Here is a 16,866-nt window from a genome sequence, read left to right on the forward strand (position 1 = left end):
GCCCAGGCCCGATCCCGGGGCATTCTCGTCCAGGCGCTCGCCGCGGCGCAGCACCTCGTCGCGCCGCTCCGGCGGCAGGCCCGGGCCGTCGTCCTCCACCGTCAGGCGCAGGCGTTCGGGGCCCAGGGCGTGGGCGCGCACCCGCACCTTGCCCTGGCACCACTTGCAGGCGTTCTCCATGGCGTTGCCGGCCAGCTCCATGAAGTCCTGCCGCTCGCCCTGGAAGGCCAGGTGCTCGTCGGCGTCCCAGTCGATGGTCACACCCTTGTCGTGGAAGATCCGCTCCAGGGTGCGGGCCAGCTCGTCCAGCACCTCGGAGATGTCGGTGCGCTCGCCCTGGCCGCGGCTGCGGGCGGCGGCGCGGGCTCGCCTGAGGTGGTGGTCGACGTGCTGGCGCATCACCTCGGCCTGGCGGCCGACCACGTCGGCGAGCGGGCCCGGCTGCTGGCCGGCTTCGGTGATCATCACCGAGATCGGGGTCTTCAGCGCGTGGGCCAGGTTTCCGACGTGGGTCCGCTGGCGTTCGACCACCTGCTGATTGTGCTCGACCAGGGCGTTCAGCTCGGCGGCCAGAGGCATCAGTTCGGTGGGATAGGTCTCGGCCAGGCGCTGGGCCTTGCCGCGGCGCACGGCGGCCACCTCGCTCCGCAGCTCGAACAGTGGGCGCAAACCGACGCGCACCTGGATCACGATGGCCACCACCAGCAGCGCCGCCAGCAGCACGAAAGCCGCCGAGGTGGCGACGATGAAGTTCGAGACGTCGTGATCGACGGAACTGCGGTCCTCCGCCGCCAGGAAGATCACCGGCGCCTTTCGGCCCGGCAGGAAGTTCTGCTGCGCCCTGACCCGCAGCGGCTCGTCCTGGGGACCGTTTGCATTGTAGGAGACCGTGCGCCCCGGCCGGGCCTTCAGCCGCGCCTCAAGGTCGGCCGGCGTCCAGATGACGGAATCGAACAGGGAGTGGGAGCGCTGGTTCGAGAGCGGGACCACCTTGCCGCCGGACGTTGGCTCGGCGATCTCCCAGTAGCGGCCGGAATAGGTGCGAAGCGCCCTCTGGTCGGTGAACGGCGGGGCGAAGACCTCGCCGTTGTCCTCGACCTCGGAATAGGCGGCGAGATTGGTGATCAGGTCGCTCAGGGTCTCATCGACCCGCCGGATGGCCGCGCGCTGGAACAGGAGGCCCATGACGAGCGCGGTGACCACCAGTGCGCCGAGGCTCCAGGTCAGCGCCAGCAGCACCAGCCGCCGCGCCAGCGACGACGCCCCAAGCGCCGCCGGCAGTCTCATCAGGAGCCCTGGCGCATCAGGAGGCCTGAGCCTCGCCGCCGCGCTCGTCGTCCGGACAGGTCAGCCGATAGCCCAGCCCCCGCGCGGTCTCGATACGGTCGGAGCCGATCTTCTTGCGCACGCGGCCGATGAACACCTCGATGGTGTTGGAATCCCGGTCGAAATCCTGGTCGTAGAGATGCTCGACCAACTCGGTGCGGCTGATCACCCGGCCCTGGTGCATCATCATGTAGTGCAGCAGCCGGTACTCCAGCGAGGTCAGCCGCAGGGGCTCGCCGTTGACGCTCGCGCGGGCGGCCCGCGGGTCCAGGCGCAGGCCGCCGCAGGAAAGGTTCGGCGCCGCGTGCCCCGCAGACCGCCGCAGCAGCGCCCGCAGGCGCGCCAGCAGCTCCTCGGTGTGGAAGGGCTTGGTCAGATAGTCGTCGGCGCCGGCGTCGAAGCCCGCCACCTTCTCGCTCCAGGCGCCGCGCGCGGTGAGGATCAGCACCGGCGTGGCCATGTTCTCGCGCCGCCAGCGCTCCAGCACCGAGACCCCGTCCACCTTCGGCAGGCCGAGGTCGAGGATCACCGCGTCATAGGGCTCAGTCTCGCCAAGGAACTGGGCCTCTTCGCCGTCCGGGGCGTGGTCCACCGCATAGCCGGCGTCGGCCAGGGCCAGCTTGAGCTGCCGGCTCAGGTCCGGATCGTCTTCCACGAGCAGGATGCGCATCGCAGAACCCTTCCTACTGGCCCAGCACCTGGCCGGTCTGGGCGTCCACGGTGAACACCACGATCTGGCCGCTGGGGAGTTGCCATTGCACCAGGTAGACCGGCCTGCCGCCGGCCTGACCCATGGTCGTGTTGAGCTGCTTGCCCTTGTGATGCTGAGCCAGCTCTTTCAGAACGCGCGAAAGCGGCAGTTGGCCGCCCGCCGCGGCGTCCGGCGTCGCACCAGGCCGCTCCTGCGCCGCCATCGCGGAGACGGGCGCGGCGCCCAACAGCAGGGCGGCGATGAAGAGGAGGCGCATCATGGGATCAGCCTTGGCCGCCCGGGACTGAACCGGGCCTGAACGTGCAGCTTATGCGGCGTGTGGCGGCGGCTGTCACGCCAGGGCTCTAGAGGCTGTTGGACATTCATCTCAGGCCCTCGCCTCACGCTCCTCCGCCCCTTGTGGGAGGAGGTGGCGGCCGGAGGGCCGACGGAGGTGGGGTCGCACTCCGTTCGCCGGGCGAATCTGAGCTTCGGTTAGCGCGGAGAGGCGGGGAAACCCCACCTCCGACCTGCTTCGCAGGCCACCTCCTCCCACAAGGGGAGGAGGACGCCGCAAGGACAGCTTGAATGTCGATCCGTCCTAACTCCGCCGTTTCGGCGCGTAGGGCCGCGACCTGCGCCAGTCTTCGGCGAACTTTTCCAGCTCAGGATCCGGCGTGTCCGGCAGCGTCACCACCAGGCGCGCGAAGAGGTCGCCGCGCACGCCGCGCGCGTCGGCGAGACCCCGGCCCTTCAGCCGCAGGCGCGCGCCGGTGTTGGAGCCCTTGGGGATGGTCAGGGTCACCGGGCCATCCGGGGTCGGCGCCTCGACCTTGCCGCCCAGCACCGCGTCATAGGCCGTGACCGGCACGTCCATCACCAGGGTCTCGCCCTCGCGGCGATAGGTCGGGTGCGGGGCGATGGCCAGCTCAATGAACGCGTCGCCGGGCCCGGCGCGGCCGGGCGAGCCCTGGCCCTTCAGCCTGAGCGTCTGGCCCTCCTGGGCGCCCTTGGGGATTGTCACGTCGATGGTGCGGCCGTCGGAGAAGGCGATGCGCTTCTTGGCGCCCCTGATGGCGTCCTCCAGGTCGATCTCCAGGCGCGCGCGCACGTCCGAGCCGCGCTGGGAGAAGCCGCCGAAGCCGCCGCCCTGGCCGCCGGCCCGGCCGCCGCGGGCGCCGCCGAACATCTCGCCCAGGATGTCGCCCAGGTCGACGCCCTCGAAGCTCGCACCATGGGCGCCGGCGCCGCCAAAGCCGCCGCCCGGCGGCGGGCCCCAGGGGCCGCCCTGGCCGCCGCGCGCAAAGCCGCCGAAGGTCTCGCGCCCGTCGGCGTCGATCTCGCCGGCGTCGAACTTCTTCTTCTTCGCCGCGTCGCCCAGGATGTCGAAGGCGCCGGAGACCTGCTTGAAGCGTTCCTCGGCGGCCTTGTTGTTCGGATTGGTGTCGGGGTGGTTGGCCTTGGCGAGCTTGCGGAACGCCTTGCGGATCTCGTCCGCGCTCGCCGTGCGCGGAACGCCCAGGACCTGATAGGGGTCGCTCGCCAAGTCAGTTCAGCCCTTTTGGAGGTGTGGTCTCTCTGGAGGCGTAGATTGGTCGGTTCGGTTCCGTGCGCAAGAGCCGATGTGGCAGAAATGCCACATCCCTAGCCGCGCCCCCGTTCGGCAATGAGGTCCGGGGCGGCGAAATCCAGGGCGTCCTCGGCCTCCGCCAGCACCTTTTCGTTGATCGTCTGGCCGCGCACCGAGACCCCGGCGCGGTGCACGCTCTCCGGATCGCCGGAGATCAGCGGGTGCCAATCGGCCAGGTCGCGGCCTTCGTTCAGGCGGCGGTAGGCGCAGGAGTACGGCATCCAGGCCAGCTGCTCAATGTTGCCCGGCGTCAGCTTCACGCAGTCGGGCACATAGTCCTGGCGATTGGCGTAGTCGGTGCAGACGCAGGCGTGGGCGTCGAACAGCTTGCAGTGCACCCGGGTCGGGATGATGTCGCCGTCCTCGTCCTCGAAACGCACCAGGCAGCAGAGGCCGCAGCCGTCACACAGGCTCTCCCATTCGGGGACCGTCATTTCGCTCAGCGACTTGCGCCGCCAGAAGGGTTCGCCGGCCATCGCGCCTATCTAGGCCCGATCGGACGCCAATCCCAGCTTGCGCCGGACGCCAGGGCCGCTATCTGAGGCCCCTCACATGCGCGCACCCATACTCGCCCTTAAGGACGTCCGCCTGGCGGACGGTCCGCTGATGCTGTTCGACGGCGTCGACCTGGCGCTCGACGCGCGGGTCCGCGCCTGCCTGGTGGGCCGCAACGGGGCCGGCAAATCGACTCTGCTGCGCGTCCTGGCCGGCCAGATCGAGCCGGACGGCGGCGAGCGCAATATCGCCACCGGAACCCGCATCTCCTTCGTGCCGCAGGAGCCGGAGATCGTCGGGGAGACCCTGCTGGACTACGCCACCGCCGGCGGCGCCATGGACTATCAGGCGCAAGCCACCCTCACCGACTTCGGCCTCGATCCGCAGAAGGCCACGCAAGGCCTCTCCGGCGGCGAGATCCGCCGGGCCGCCCTGGCGCGGGCCTTCGCCGAGGACGCCGACGTCATTCTGCTGGACGAGCCGACCAACCACCTCGACATCCTGGCTATTGAGACTCTCGAGGACGAACTGGCCGCCTCCAAGGCCGCCGCCCTGATCGTCAGCCACGACCGCGCCTTCCTGGAACGGGTGACCAAGCGCTGCTTCTGGCTGGAGTACCGGCTCGTCAAACGCCTCGACGAAGGTTTCGCCGGCTTCGAGGACTGGGCCGAGAAGATCGCCGCCCAGGAGGCCGAGGAGGCGCGGCGTCTCGACCGCTTCATCCAGCGCGAGCAGCACTGGATGGCCCGGGGCGTCACCGCCCGGCGCGCCCGCAACGAGGGCCGCAAACGCCGCCTGGAGAGCCTGCGCCAGGACAAGGCCGACCGGCTGAAGGACACCCGCAAAGAACTGAACATGGGGCTCGCCAGCTCCGGGACCTCCGGCAAGCGGGTGGTGGAGGCCAAGAACGTCTCCAAGGCGTTCGGCGACCGCGTCCTGCTGAAGAACTTCTCGACCCGCATCCTGCGCGGCGACCGGGTGGCCGTCGTGGGCCCGAACGGAGCTGGCAAGACGACGCTGGTCAAGGTGCTGCTGGGCGAGATCCCGGCCGACGAAGGGGACATCAAGCTCGGGACCAACCTGGAGATCAGCTACATCGACCAGGCCCGCGCCAAGCTCTCGCCGGAGATGACGCTGCGCGACGTGCTGCTGCCGCTGGGCGGCGACCAGATCCTGGTGCGCGGCGAGCCGCGCCACATCGTCTCCTACGCCAAGGACTTCCTGTTCACCGAGGCCCAACTTCGCCAACCGGTCCGCAGCCTTTCAGGCGGCGAGCGCAACCGCCTGCTGCTGGCCAAGGCCCTGGCCAACCCGGCCAATGTCCTGGTCCTCGACGAGCCCACCAACGACCTCGACATGGACACCCTCGACCTGCTGGAAGACCTGCTGGCCGACTATGAGGGCACCCTGATCCTGGTCAGCCACGACCGCGACTTCGTGGACCGTCTGGCGACCTCCACCATCGGCCTCGACGGGGCCGGACGGACCGTGGAGACCCCCGGCGGCTGGCAGGACTTCATCTCCCAGAACCCGGGCTTCTTCGCCCGCCTGCCGGTCGCGGCCTTCGCTCAGGTCAAGGCCGTCGCGCCCCCGCCGGCGCCGTCCAAGCCGAAGCCGGTCGCCACGGGCAAGCTCACCTACAAGGATCAGCGCCGCCTGGAGGAGCTCGACGCCTTGATCGCCGGCGCGCCGGCGAAGATCTCGAAGCTGGAATCCAACCTCGCGGATCCCGGGCTCTATGGCCGCGACCCGGCGGCCTTCCAGCGCCTCTCCACCGACCTCGAAACCGTCCGTACCCAGCTCATCGCCGCGGAGGACGAATGGCTCGCCCTGGAGGCCCAGAGAGAGGCCCTGGAGACCGGAAAACGGGCCTGAACCCGCTTTCCTGTGGATTGATTTAAGCTTTGAAACGGCTTGGGGAATTCGGATCTATTCCCAAGTTATGCACCGGTTATACACCGGTTGTTGACGGTGGATTCACGTCCTGCCCGAAACACCCGCTTGCCGGATTTTAAGGATAGGCGCACCGTTCACTTGCCGAGAGGGACTGCGGCGCGGGCGGACGGAGAAGCCGGAAACGGGGGACCCAGAAGCAGAAGCGAGCAGGAGGTTTCTAGGGCGAGGACCGGGGCAACCCGGGACAGACCTCAAGAGACACCGGACGCGACGGAAAACCATCGGGGGCGACCCCGAGAACCGAAGGCGCGATCGACCTGGAAGGCACAGATCCCCCAACGGATCTGGATGAGAGGGCGACGCCTCGGGCAACCGGAGCGCCGCCCTCTTGCTATGGGCGTCTTCCAACGGAAGGCGCAGCGCCCTAGGTTCGCGAAAGCTTGAGCGAGGGGCGCCGATGAAATTCTTTCGACCGATGGCCGTGGCCTTGGCGCTCGCCCTCGCCGCCTGCTCGCCGGCGAAACAGACCGACGCGCCGAAGGCCGGCGGCCTCACCCCCATCCGCTTCGCCACCGACTGGCGCGCCGAGGCCGAGCACGGCGGCTTCTACGAGGCCCTGGCCGAGGGCGAATACGCCAAGCGCGGCCTGGACGTGAAGATCGTCCAGGGCGGCCCTGGCGTGAATGTGCCTCAGCTTCTGGCCGCCGGCTCCATCGACATGGGCGTCGGCTCCAACGGCTTCATCGCCCTCAACCTCGTCCAGGAGAACGTGCCGGTGAAGGCCGTGGCCGCGGTCTTCCAGAAGGACCCGCAGGTGCTGATCGCCCACCCGGACGCCGGCGTGAACAGCCTGGCCGACCTGAAGGGCCATCCGATCCTGCTGGCCGACGCCTCGGTGACCACCTTCTGGGTCTGGCTGAAGGCCAAGTACGGCCTCAGCGACGACCAGGTGCGCAAATACACGTTCAACAACGGCCCGTTCCTGGCCGACAAGCGCGCTATCCAGCAGGGCTACCTGGCGTCCGAGCCCTACACGATCGAGAAGCAGACGGGGATGAAGCCGAAGGTCTTCCTGCTCGCCGACAACGGCTACCCCGGCTACGCCACCATGATCCTCGCGCCCGACGCCCTGATCGCCAAGAACCCGGCGGCCGTGAAGGCCTTCGTCGAGGCCACCGCCAAGGGCTGGAACGACTACCTGAACGGCGACCCGAAGCCCGCCGAGGCCCTGATCATGAAGGACAACCCCGAGATGACCCAGGACATCCTCGACCAGGCCCGCGCCAAGCTGAAGGCCAACGCCATCGTCGAGGGCGGGGACGCGGCCCCAGGCGCAAAGGGAGGCGACGGCATCGGGGCCATGACCGACGCCCGCTGGCAGACCCTGTTCGACGTCGCCTCGGCCGCCGGCGTCTACCCCAAGACCCTCGACTACAGACGCGCCTACACCCTGCAGTTCGTGAGCCCGCCGGCGAAATAAGGTGACGGTCGCCGCCCTTCGAAACGTCGAGGTCGACTATCCGCGCGGCCGCGCGCTGGGGCCCTTCACGCTGGAGATCGGCGCGGGAGAGATCGTGGCCCTGGTGGGCGCCTCGGGCTGCGGCAAGTCGACGGCCATGCGGCTGCTGGCCGGGCTCGAACCGCCGACGCGAGGCGAGGTCGCCCGCACGCCGGGGCGCGGCGAGACGGCGGTGGTCTTCCAGGCCCCGACGCTGGCGCCCTGGCTGTCGGCCCGCGCCAACGCCGCCCTGCCCCTGGAGCTGGCCGGCGTCGCCCATGCCAAGGCCGCCGGCCGCGCCGACGCGGCCCTGGCGCGCGTCGGGCTGGCGGGCGCCGAGGCCGCGCGGCCCGCGCAGCTCTCCGGCGGCATGGCCATGCGCGTCTCTCTGGCCCGCGCCCTGGTCACCGGCCCCAAGCTGCTGCTGCTCGACGAGCCGTTCGCGGCCCTCGACGAGATCACCCGGCGGGCCCTCGCCGACGACGTCCTGAGCCTTTGGGCCGAGACCCGGCCCGCCATCGTCTTCGTGACCCACAATGTGGAAGAAGCCGTCTACATGGCCTCGCGCGTGGTGGTCATGACCAAGGGCCCCGGCCGCGTCGCCGGCGAGGTGGCCGTGGACGGCGCCCTGCCGCGCCCCGAGCACTTCCGCACCACCGCGACCTTCCGCGCCCAGGTGGAGGCGGTCTCGGCGATGCTGGCCAAGGGGATGGCGGCGTGAGCCGGGTCGCCCGCTTGCTGGCGCCCTTCGCGCTCATCGCCCTGCTGTTGGCGGCCTGGGAGATCGCCTGCCGCGTCCTGCATGTGGCGCCCTACTTCCTGCCGCCGCCCTCGGCCATCGCCCAGGCTCTGGCCGCCGATTGGGCGGGCCTGCTCGCCTCGGCCTGGAACACGCTCTCCATGGCCCTGATCGCGCTGGTGGTCGCCAGCCTGGTCGCCCAAGCCCTGGCGCTGGTGGTGGGCCTGAGCCCGATCCTGGAGCGCGCCGTCCGGCCCCTGGCCGTGGTGCTGCAGGTGACGCCGGTGGTGGCCATCGCGCCCCTGGTGCTGATCTGGGCGGGGCTGGACCATGCGGGCCGCGCGATCATCGCGCTCGCCGCGGTCGTGGCCTTCTTCCCGATCTTCTCCGGCGCGGTGACCGGCCTGAAGGCCGCCGACCCTGACCTGGAACGCCTGTTCGACCTCTATGGCGCGACGCGGCTGCAGCGCCTCACCCGCCTGCGCCTGCCCTCGGCCGTGCCCTACCTGCTGGAGGGCCACAAGGTGGCCGCCGGCCTGGCGGTGATCGGCGCGGTGGTGGCCGAGTTCGTGGCCGGGTCCGGCGGCGCCCAGGGCCTGGCCTGGCGCATCCTGGAGGCCGGCAACCGCCTGCAGACGGCCCGGATGTTCGCCGCCCTGGCGGTGCTGGGGTTGTTGGGCGCGGTGCTGCACGCCGTGCTCGACGCCGGCGAGAAGGCCGGCCTGCGCTGGTGGCGGGGCCGCTAGCCTACTGTTTGACGGGCGTCAGCTCGTAGCGGATCGGCAGCTTGATGTGGGCGCCGACGGTGGGCTCGCCGTCCTGGCTCCACGGCCCGACCCGGAACTTCGACGCCAGCGCCAGCGCGCCGGCGCCGTATCCCTGGCCGGGCGGGTCTTCCTGCGCCACCGTGCAACCGCCCAGGGCGCCGTCAGCCTCGACGGTGCACCCCAGCACCACGCGCACCTTGTTCACGCCGTTCTGGGTCTTCGGGAAGGTTGCATTGAAATCTTCCGGCGACGGCAGGGCGGCCCAGGCGGGCTTGGTCACCATCGCCTCGCCCTTCAACACGGCGGCGTCGAAGGTCACGGGGACGAAGATGTTCTGATTGGTCAGGCTCGGGTCGCTGGCCTTCAGACGGGTCGCGAGCTTCACCGCCGCCGCGCCGAAGCCATAGCCGCCCGGCTTTTCGGTGAGCGCCGCGCAGTCGCGCGGGTGGCCGTCGCGGGCCATCTCGCAGGTCAGCTCCACCTGGCCGCTGACGGCGCCGGCCTTGGCGCGGGCGGGATAGGCGGCGGCGATGTCGGCGACCGTCGGCGCCTCGACCCAGGTGCGTTCGCCCTCGGCGCCGGCTCGGGTCACGGCGGCGGACGCGACGATCGCGGCGCCGGCGGCGGCGAGGACGGCAAACTTGGAAGCCATGGCGGTTCTCCTGTGCGGAGAAGAGCTTGGCACGGCCCTGGGCGGCTTGAGAAGCCGCCTCTCAGCTCAGACGGCGGTGCGCTTGGGCGCCGGGCCAGCGCGCAGCCGCTCCAGGGCCTCGCTGGCCATGACGCTCAGCGAGCGCAGGCCGTGATCGCCGAAGACGTCGAGGGCGGCGTCCAGAGCCATGACCGCCGCGGCCCGCTCGCCGCGGTCACGGCCCGTGATGTCCGCGCGGGCCTCGTAGAGCCTGGCCAAGTGCAGCTGGACGAGCGCCCAGGCCACCGGGTCGCGGCGCGGCTGCAAGCCGGAGAGTTCCATCTTCAGCGCCGCCTCGGCGGTGTCGAGCACCGCCAGGTCGCCGGTCAGCTCCGCCGAGCGCGCCAGGCACATGGCCCGCTCGCCGGCGGCGAGGCCGCGCAAGGGGGTCGCCGGGGCATCCTTCAGCACCATGTTGGCGCGGTCGTAGCAGGTCACCGCCTGCTCGTAGGCGCGCTCGTCGGCGCTGGCCTCGCCCAGGGTCTGCAGGGCGTGGGCGAGCGCGATCTGGGTGCGCGCCCAGTCCAGCGGGCTGTGGTCGCGGGTCAGGTGGTCCAAGGCGCCGGCCAGCGTCGTGGCGCCGGCGGCCACCGCGTCGATGTCGCCCGTCGCCTCGCCCCACAGCGCCAGGCCCTGGCCGCGCAGGATCTCGGCGCGGGCCCAGGTCAGCGGCTCATAGGCCAGGTCCAGGCGGTCCGCGGCGGCGGACGCGTCGTCAATGGCGGCTCGCAACAGCGTCTCGTCCTTCAGCCGCGCGCCCCAGCCGCAGAGCAGGTCGGCGCGCATCAGCCGCGCCTCGGCGGCCAGCGGCCGGGCGGCGCCCGAGCGGCGGGTCATGGCCTCCATGGCCGCGATCGGGGCGTTGAAACGTTCGCTGGCGCGCCATGCGGCGGCGGCGTCGCCGCTGCCCAGGTCCTCGCGGCCGGCGACCAGGGCGACGCCCACATCGGCCAGCGCCGCGGACAGCCCGCCGCGCGCGACCCCACGGGCCTCGCGGAAGGTCGCGGCAGCCGCGGCGTCTAGGCCGGGATCGCCGAACAGCTCGGCGCCCAAGAGACCGGCGAAGGCCTGCTCACAGCGGGCGCGGGCCCAGGCGTCGGGGCGGCGATGGGGATCGAGGGCGGCGCAGGCGGTCTCCGCGGCGCAGGCGGCCTTGCGCAGCGCCACGGCGTCGCCGGACCGGCGGGCGACTTCGCGCCACACCACCGCGGCGTCCAGTCGGCGCTGGGCCTTGTCATTGGCGCTGATGCGGCCGGCGGCCACATCGGCGGCCTTGGCTTCCTGGCGCAGCAGGTTGAGATCGAGAAGTTCCAGTAGGGTGGCGTCGCCGCCGGTCAGGCCATCGGCATGGCCCTTCGGCCGATCGCCGGCGAACAGCCGCATGAACTCACGTCCCAACTCAAACATACCGTCGCTCCCGTCTGGCGTTTCGTCCCGCGATGAGACGAACGCCTCGCGTCCTGACGGATAAGAGCAAAGCCGGAGCCGGGATCGTAAACAAGTGGTTAATTTCCCAAGTATGGTTAACCGTGTCTTACGATCCACAGTAAAGCGCGACGGATTCAGCGGTTCCGTGAGAACTCGACGTCGCGGAACGTGACGCTCAGGCGAAGAGGGACGCCTGCTCGGCCGGCGCCAGGATGCGCCAGGCGCCCGCCGCCAGATCGTCCGGCAACGCCAGGCCGCCGATGCGGTCGCGGTGTAAGGCCGTGACGTGGTTGCCCACCGCGGCGAACATCCGCCGCACCTGATGGTAGCGCCCCTCGGTGATGGTCAGCTGCGCTTCCTTGGGCCCCAGGACCTCAAGCTCAGCGGGGGCCAGCGCATCGCTCTCCCCCTCCAGCATCAGGGTCCCGGCGGCGAACACCTCGCCCTCGTCCCCGCGCAGGGGCCGGTCCAGGGTCGCCACATAACGCTTGGCGACCTTGGCCTTGGGCGAGATCACCCGATGCAAGAACGGCCCGTCGTCGGTGATCAGCAGCAGGCCCGACGTGTCCTTGTCCAGCCGCCCGACCGTCGAGAGCGCCGGCATCCGCCCCTGCCAGCGGCGTGGCAGGATCTCGTAGACGCTGCGGCCCGGCTCGCGATGCGAGCAGACGACGTCCAGCGGCTTGTGCATCAGGATGGTCAGCGGCGCGGGCGGATCCAGCGGCTGGCCGGATACCGTCATCCGCTCGGCCAGGTCGGCGCTGACAGCGATCCGCGCGCCGGAGTCCTTCACCACCGCGCCATCCAGAATCACCTGTTTGCGGGCGACCAGATCGGTGACCTCGCGCCGAGAGCCGTAGCCCAGATTGGCCAGCAGACGGTCGAGCCGCGCCATGGGAGGCTTGCTCACTTGCGCGCCTCGAAGATCTTGTAGCCGCCGCCGTCGCCGCGGACCGTCACCGTCTCGAAGGCCTTCGCCAGCGCGGCCTCGTAGGGCAGGTGCCGATTGGCCACGAGCCAACAGACGCCGCGCTTGGCGAGCATCCGCGCCGCCGCCTCGATAAACGCCACGCCCAGCGCCTTGTCCTCCGCGCCACCGTCATGGAACGGCGGGTTCATCACCACGAAGTCGAGGTCGGTGAGGCCGTTCAGCGGGCGGCGCAGGTCGGCCCAGACGACCTTGGCCCGCGGATCGTCCAGATTGTGCTCGGCGCAGGCGACGGCGCGGCCATCAATGTCCGCGCAGGTCAGCGCTTTCACCTTCGGGGAGGCCAGCACGGCCCGCGCCAGCAAGCCGATCCCGCAGCCGAGGTCCGCCCCCGCGCCATAGAGCGCGGGCAGCACCTCAAGGAGCCTCAGGCTGCCCGGATCGGGCCGGTCCCAGCTGAACACGCCGGGCTGCGACCACAGTCCGAGCGACGGGACGATGCGTGGGCGCCCGGCCTCGATCGCCGCCGTCAGACCGACTGGCTCGGCCGGCCGCACGGCGCTGCAGAAGCGGTGATGCTTGCGCGCGTCCTCAGTGACCTTGCAGCCGAAGCCCTCCAGCGCCTTCTTCAGCCGCGAGCCGCCCTTGTCTTTCGGGGCGAAGGCGGTGATCGGCGCGCCGGACTTCAGCACCCTGAGCGCCTGGGCCAGCACATAGTCCCGCTCCAGGGTCCCCGGCGGCGCCAGGATCGTGGCGCTGTTCGCCGAAACGTCTGGCAGGCTCGCGATATCCGTCGAGCCCGGGATCAGCGGCGAGAGCTGCACAGCCCCGGCCGGGACCTCGATCAGCCCCGGCGCGGGCGCGCCGTAGATCATGGCGCCCGCCACCGGCCTCAGGCCCGTTCTTTCGACCGCTCGAAGGCGACCTTGGGATAGCGCTCGGAGACATAGCCGGTCTCCCAGGCGGTCTTGGCCAGGAACACCGGCTGGTCGTCGATATCGGTCGCCATCTGCATGCGGTGCTTGTTCTGGAAGTCCTCCAAGTCGGCCTTGTCGCCGGCGATCCAGCGCGCCTCGGCATAGGGGCTGGCCTCGAAGATCACCTCCAGCTGGTATTCGTTGGCCAGGCGGTCGGCCATCACCTCGAACTGAAGCTGCCCCACGGCGCCGACGATGAAGTCCGCGCCCATGGTCGGGCGGAAGAGCTGGGTCACGCCCTCCTCGGCCAGGCCCTCCAGCGCCTTCTTCAGGTGCTTGGCCTTCAGCGGATCCTTCACTCGCACCCGCTGCAGGATTTCCGGTGCGAAGTTGGGCAGGCCGGCGAAGCGCAGGGTTCCGCTCTCCGACAGGCTGTCGCCGACCCGCAGGACGCCGTGGTTCGGGATGCCGATGACATCGCCGGCGAAGGCGTCCTCGGCCAGCTCGCGGTCGGAGGCGAAGAACATGATCGGCGCGTTCACGCTGAGCTGCCGGCCGGTGTTCTGCACCTTCAGCTTCATGCCCCGCTCGAACTCGCCGGAGGTCAGCCGCAGGAAGGCGATCCGGTCGCGATGGTTGGGGTCCATGTTCGCCTGGACCTTGAAGATGAAGCCGGACACCTCGCGGTCGCCGGGCGCGACGTGCGTGGCCTCTCCGTTCTTCACCGCCGCCACCGCCTTCGGCGGCGGGGCGTAGGCGCCGATGCCTTCCAGAAGCTGGTCGACGCCGAAGTGGCGCAGCGCCGAGCCGAAGAACACCGGCGTCATGTGGCCCTCCAGGAAGGCCTGCGGATCGAAGGTCTTCAGGCCACCCCGCGCCAGCTCGGCGTTCTCGCTGAGCTCCTCCTGCTCGTCGGGGTCGAGGTAGCTGACGATGGCGTTACCGCGGAACGCGATGGCCGGCGGGTGGCCCTCGTCGGCTTCCCCGCCCTTCGGGGCCGCGCCGCCGGTCTTCTTGGCGAAGGGGATGAACTTGTCGGTGCGCAGGTCCAGCATGCCCTTGAACCGGCCGCCCGAACCCGCCGGCCAGTAAAGCGGCGCCGGGTCCAGCGCCAGCTTCGAGGCCACCTCGTCCAGCAGCTCGAACGGGTCCTGGGCCTCGCGGTCCATCTTGTTGATGAAGGTGATAATCGGGATATCGCGCAGGCGGCAGACCTCGAACAGCTTCAGCGTCTGCGGCTCGATCCCCTTAGCGGCGTCCAGCACCATCACCGCGGCGTCGGCGGCGGTCAGGGTCCGGTAGGTGTCCTCCGAGAAGTCCTCGTGGCCCGGCGTGTCCAGCAGGTTGAACATCAGCCCGTCGTGGTCGAACGTCATCACGCTGGCCGAGACCGAAATGCCCCGCTCGCGCTCGATCTTCATCCAGTCCGACCGGGTGCGGCGGTTCTCGCCGCGCGCGCGCACGGCGCCGGCCGCGCGGATCGCCCCGCCGGCCAGCAGCAGGTTCTCGGTCAGCGTGGTCTTGCCGGCGTCAGGATGGGAGATGATCGCGAAGGTCCGCCGGCGGGCGGCCTCGGCGGCGGGGGAGCTGGTCATTTACGGTCTCTAGCAATACCTGTCCGGTTGACGCAATGAAATAAAAGGATTATTTTCCTATAAGTTTACAGGAATTCGCAATGAAGCGCCTAATTCGCCGAAAGACATTGCCTGACGGTCGGGTGGAAGTTTTCACTCCCAAGATGACCGATGGCTACTACACGCTCGCCGACCGCGCCGTCGATCCGAAGAAGCACAACACGGCGGCCAACCAATTCTTCGTGCGGGATATTGACGCCGTCATTGCGCGCCTCAAGCGCGGTGGCGTCAGTGTGAGGATGCGTGGCGATATCACGGGCCAGGAGAATCTGCTTAGCGCCGGCACGATCGAAATCGAGGAAGAACCTGTCGCCGCTTCCGGCGTCGCCGAAGACGACGACCCCTTCGCGGCCTTCACCGAATGGAGCAGCGCGGCTGACGACGCAGCCTACAAAGACCTTTGACCTTCATCACATTCGATATCGTCGTGGTCCCGTTCCCCTATAGTGATCAGCTGGCGGAGAAACGGCGGCCGGCCCTGGTCGTGTCGGCCCCCATACTTGGCGACCAGCTTGATCGTCTCTGGGTGGCGATGATCACCACCGACCGCGGCCGGCGACTGCACGGCGATGCTGCGATCAAGGACCTGGCCGCGGCGGGTCTTCCTGCCGAGTCCTTGGTCCGCGCCAGCAAGATCGCGACAATCGAAGTCGAGCGGGTCGTCCGCCGCGCCGGGCGCTTGTCAGAGGGCGATATCGCCGCTGCGACGGACGCCTTGCGAGCTTGCGCCGGATTTTGACGTTCAAGCCGCCGGCAGGTTCAGCTGCCAGGACACCCCGAAGCGATCGTCCACCCAGCCGAACCTCAGGCTGAGCCCGTAGTTGTCCAGCGGCATGCGAACGACGCCGCCCTCGGCCAGCGCCGCGAACAAACGCTCGATCTCCGCCTCGTCCGCGCAGTCCACGAAGAGTGAGATCGACGGGGTGAAGCTGAAGGCGTGATGCACGGAGCTGTCGATGCAGATGAACTCCTGCCCGGCGAGGCTGAAGAAGGCGACGCGCACCTTGCCCTCGGTCCCGGGTTCGCCCCGGCCATAGCGCTCCAGCCTCTTCACCTCGGCCCCGGGGATCAGGCCGACATAGAAGTCGAGCGCCGCTTCCGCCTGGCCCTCGAACATCAGAAAAGGGGTGATCTTGTCGACCATGGGAACCTCGCACACCGATCAGGCGGCGAGGTAAGCACGCGCGGCCCTCAGGCCGCCAGTCTTCGCCAGATCATCCGGTCGACGCTCACCGGATCGAGGCGCCCCTCGCGGTGCAGGGTCTGCAGCTGGGCCATGGTCTCGAACTCGCAGGCGACGAACCGCACAGTCACCTCGCCCGGCGAGCAGTCCAGCGCCGGCGCCACGAAGAGTGCGGCGTTGATCATCGGGGCCTTGGCGGTGATCAGGGACGCCAGCCGGCGCGCCCGCTCTGGATTGGTCCGCTGCAGCATAGGCTCGCGGGCGAACAGCTCCTGGCCCATCCTGAGGATCTCCGGGAACGAGAGCCGCAGCATCCGCTCGCCGCCGAGGTGGGCCTCCATGGCGACGCCGTCGAGGCGCAGGACGACATCGTTGAGCAGGAACATCATGGCGGCGGCGGAGGGCTTCTTGAGGGACCTTTTGGGCGAGGCGCGACCTGTCGCACGCGCAGGCTTACATCGGCGTGCACGAAGGCGGTTAATCCGCGAAGAAACGCCGGACTTTCAGCCGCCCTCGACCGGCTCGGTCAGGAAGTGGCGGCCCTGGCGGTCGTCGATCTCCACGACCCAAATGTCGGGGTCCACCCGCACCGCACGCTCGATATAGGCGTCGAGGTCAGGTTCCTGATCGGACGGCGCCGGCTGCATCCACACCCGCTCGCCATCCAGACGCGTCGCCTCGGCATAGAGCCTGGCCGTGCCCTGCGGGCGGTTCAGCACCTTGACCAGCACCGCGCCGGCCCGCGCATCGCCCTTGCGGATCACCATGCCGAAGGCCCCGGACAGTTCGGCCCGGCGGATCAGGGCGCTGACCCAGATGTCGGTGGAAAGCAGCATGCGGCAAGTTGTCCGGCGTCCGCTAACGGAACAGCAACGCTAACTGCGCTACCCCACGCCACGGTCCTGTGACCAGAACGAAAACGGACGACGCATGAAGAGCTCGCGCAGAAAAGCGCGGCCGGCGTCTCGGTGGATGGGGTGTCTAGCGGCGGCTTCGGCCGTTCTGCCCGGCTTCGCGCAAGCGCAGCCGGCTGACCTTTTCTA

General features: G+C 69.8%; 19 protein-coding genes. 6 read left to right on the forward strand and 13 right to left on the reverse strand.

Going from position 1 to position 16,866, the window contains the following annotated elements:
• The 5 genes from VHS75_RS09475 to VHS75_RS09495 form a co-directional block, all read right to left on the reverse strand.
• On the reverse strand, window positions 1-1,287 hold a 1,287-nt coding region (locus VHS75_RS09475), incomplete at its 3' end, for an ATP-binding protein (protein ID WP_329638366.1).
• Between the two features lie 16 nt (window positions 1,288-1,303).
• A complete protein-coding gene (locus VHS75_RS09480) occupies window positions 1,304-1,996 on the reverse strand; it encodes a response regulator transcription factor (protein ID WP_329638367.1) in 693 nt (230 codons plus the stop codon).
• A 13-nt stretch (window positions 1,997-2,009) separates the two neighbouring features.
• Window positions 2,010-2,297, reverse strand: coding sequence for a PepSY domain-containing protein (locus VHS75_RS09485; protein WP_329638368.1), 288 nt, complete (start codon window positions 2,295-2,297; stop codon window positions 2,010-2,012).
• A gap of 321 nt (window positions 2,298-2,618) precedes the next feature.
• Entirely contained in the window at window positions 2,619-3,563 is a 945-nt protein-coding gene (locus tag VHS75_RS09490; protein ID WP_329638369.1) for a DnaJ C-terminal domain-containing protein, read from the reverse strand.
• Window positions 3,564-3,661: 98 nt separating this feature from the next.
• Window positions 3,662-4,123, reverse strand: a complete 462-nt coding sequence (locus VHS75_RS09495) for a YcgN family cysteine cluster protein (protein WP_324948123.1) — start codon at window positions 4,121-4,123, stop codon at window positions 3,662-3,664.
• 76 nt (window positions 4,124-4,199) lie between these two features.
• Between VHS75_RS09495 and VHS75_RS09500 the strand changes: the two genes are divergently transcribed.
• The 4 genes from VHS75_RS09500 (at window position 4,200) to VHS75_RS09515 (ending at window position 9,021) form a co-directional block, all read left to right on the forward strand.
• Window positions 4,200-6,017: an ABC-F family ATP-binding cassette domain-containing protein gene (locus tag VHS75_RS09500; RefSeq protein ID WP_329638370.1), complete on the forward strand. Its 1,818-nt coding sequence runs from the start codon at window positions 4,200-4,202 to the stop codon at window positions 6,015-6,017.
• Between the two features lie 478 nt (window positions 6,018-6,495).
• The gene (locus VHS75_RS09505) at window positions 6,496-7,518 is read left to right on the forward strand and encodes an ABC transporter substrate-binding protein (protein ID WP_329638371.1); all 1,023 of its coding nucleotides are present in this window, start codon (window positions 6,496-6,498) and stop codon (window positions 7,516-7,518) included.
• A 1-nt stretch (window position 7,519) separates the two neighbouring features.
• A complete protein-coding gene (locus tag VHS75_RS09510) occupies window positions 7,520-8,257 on the forward strand; it encodes an ABC transporter ATP-binding protein (protein WP_329638372.1) in 738 nt (245 codons plus the stop codon).
• A complete protein-coding gene (locus tag VHS75_RS09515; protein ID WP_329638373.1) occupies window positions 8,254-9,021 on the forward strand; it encodes an ABC transporter permease in 768 nt (255 codons plus the stop codon). The genes VHS75_RS09510 and VHS75_RS09515 overlap by 4 nt, the downstream gene beginning before the upstream one ends.
• Window position 9,022: 1 nt before the next feature.
• Here VHS75_RS09515 and VHS75_RS09520 read toward each other — a convergent pair whose 3' ends face one another.
• From VHS75_RS09520 to VHS75_RS09540, 5 genes are all read right to left on the reverse strand, one after another.
• A complete protein-coding gene (locus VHS75_RS09520) occupies window positions 9,023-9,694 on the reverse strand; it encodes a hypothetical protein (RefSeq protein ID WP_329638374.1) in 672 nt (223 codons plus the stop codon).
• A gap of 66 nt (window positions 9,695-9,760) precedes the next feature.
• A complete protein-coding gene (locus VHS75_RS09525; protein ID WP_329638375.1) occupies window positions 9,761-11,140 on the reverse strand; it encodes a hypothetical protein in 1,380 nt (459 codons plus the stop codon).
• A 196-nt stretch (window positions 11,141-11,336) separates the two neighbouring features.
• Window positions 11,337-12,071 carry a 16S rRNA pseudouridine(516) synthase gene (locus VHS75_RS09530; RefSeq protein ID WP_329638376.1) on the reverse strand — a complete coding sequence of 245 codons (735 nt, stop codon included), beginning with the start codon at window positions 12,069-12,071 and terminating at the stop codon, window positions 11,337-11,339.
• Window positions 12,068-12,964 (reverse strand): class I SAM-dependent methyltransferase, encoded by an 897-nt coding sequence (locus tag VHS75_RS09535; RefSeq protein ID WP_329638377.1) that lies wholly within the window; start codon window positions 12,962-12,964, stop codon window positions 12,068-12,070. Before VHS75_RS09535 ends, VHS75_RS09530 begins: the two co-directional genes overlap by 4 nt.
• Window positions 12,965-12,981: 17 nt before the next feature.
• Complete coding sequence (locus VHS75_RS09540) at window positions 12,982-14,601, reverse strand: peptide chain release factor 3 (RefSeq protein ID WP_329638378.1); 1,620 nt, start codon at window positions 14,599-14,601, stop codon at window positions 12,982-12,984.
• A 143-nt stretch (window positions 14,602-14,744) separates the two neighbouring features.
• On the opposite strand from VHS75_RS09540, the gene VHS75_RS09545 reads away from it, so the two are divergent.
• Together VHS75_RS09545 and VHS75_RS09550 are read left to right on the forward strand one after the other, a co-directional pair.
• The gene (locus VHS75_RS09545) at window positions 14,745-15,044 is read left to right on the forward strand and encodes a hypothetical protein (RefSeq protein WP_329638379.1); all 300 of its coding nucleotides are present in this window, start codon (window positions 14,745-14,747) and stop codon (window positions 15,042-15,044) included.
• 23 nt (window positions 15,045-15,067) lie between these two features.
• The gene (locus VHS75_RS09550; protein WP_329638380.1) at window positions 15,068-15,379 is read left to right on the forward strand and encodes a type II toxin-antitoxin system PemK/MazF family toxin; all 312 of its coding nucleotides are present in this window, start codon (window positions 15,068-15,070) and stop codon (window positions 15,377-15,379) included.
• 3 nt (window positions 15,380-15,382) lie between these two features.
• Here VHS75_RS09550 and VHS75_RS09555 read toward each other — a convergent pair whose 3' ends face one another.
• From VHS75_RS09555 to VHS75_RS09565, 3 genes are all read right to left on the reverse strand, one after another.
• Window positions 15,383-15,784: a VOC family protein gene (locus tag VHS75_RS09555; protein ID WP_329638381.1), complete on the reverse strand. Its 402-nt coding sequence runs from the start codon at window positions 15,782-15,784 to the stop codon at window positions 15,383-15,385.
• A gap of 47 nt (window positions 15,785-15,831) precedes the next feature.
• Window positions 15,832-16,212 carry a hypothetical protein gene (locus tag VHS75_RS09560; RefSeq protein WP_329638382.1) on the reverse strand — a complete coding sequence of 127 codons (381 nt, stop codon included), beginning with the start codon at window positions 16,210-16,212 and terminating at the stop codon, window positions 15,832-15,834.
• A 114-nt stretch (window positions 16,213-16,326) separates the two neighbouring features.
• Complete coding sequence (locus VHS75_RS09565; protein WP_329638383.1) at window positions 16,327-16,659, reverse strand: DUF1491 family protein; 333 nt, start codon at window positions 16,657-16,659, stop codon at window positions 16,327-16,329.
• Window positions 16,660-16,866: the final 207 nt, after the last annotated feature.

Source organism: Phenylobacterium sp. (genome assembly GCF_036264965.1).
In the GTDB taxonomy this organism is placed as follows: domain Bacteria; phylum Pseudomonadota; class Alphaproteobacteria; order Caulobacterales; family Caulobacteraceae; genus Phenylobacterium.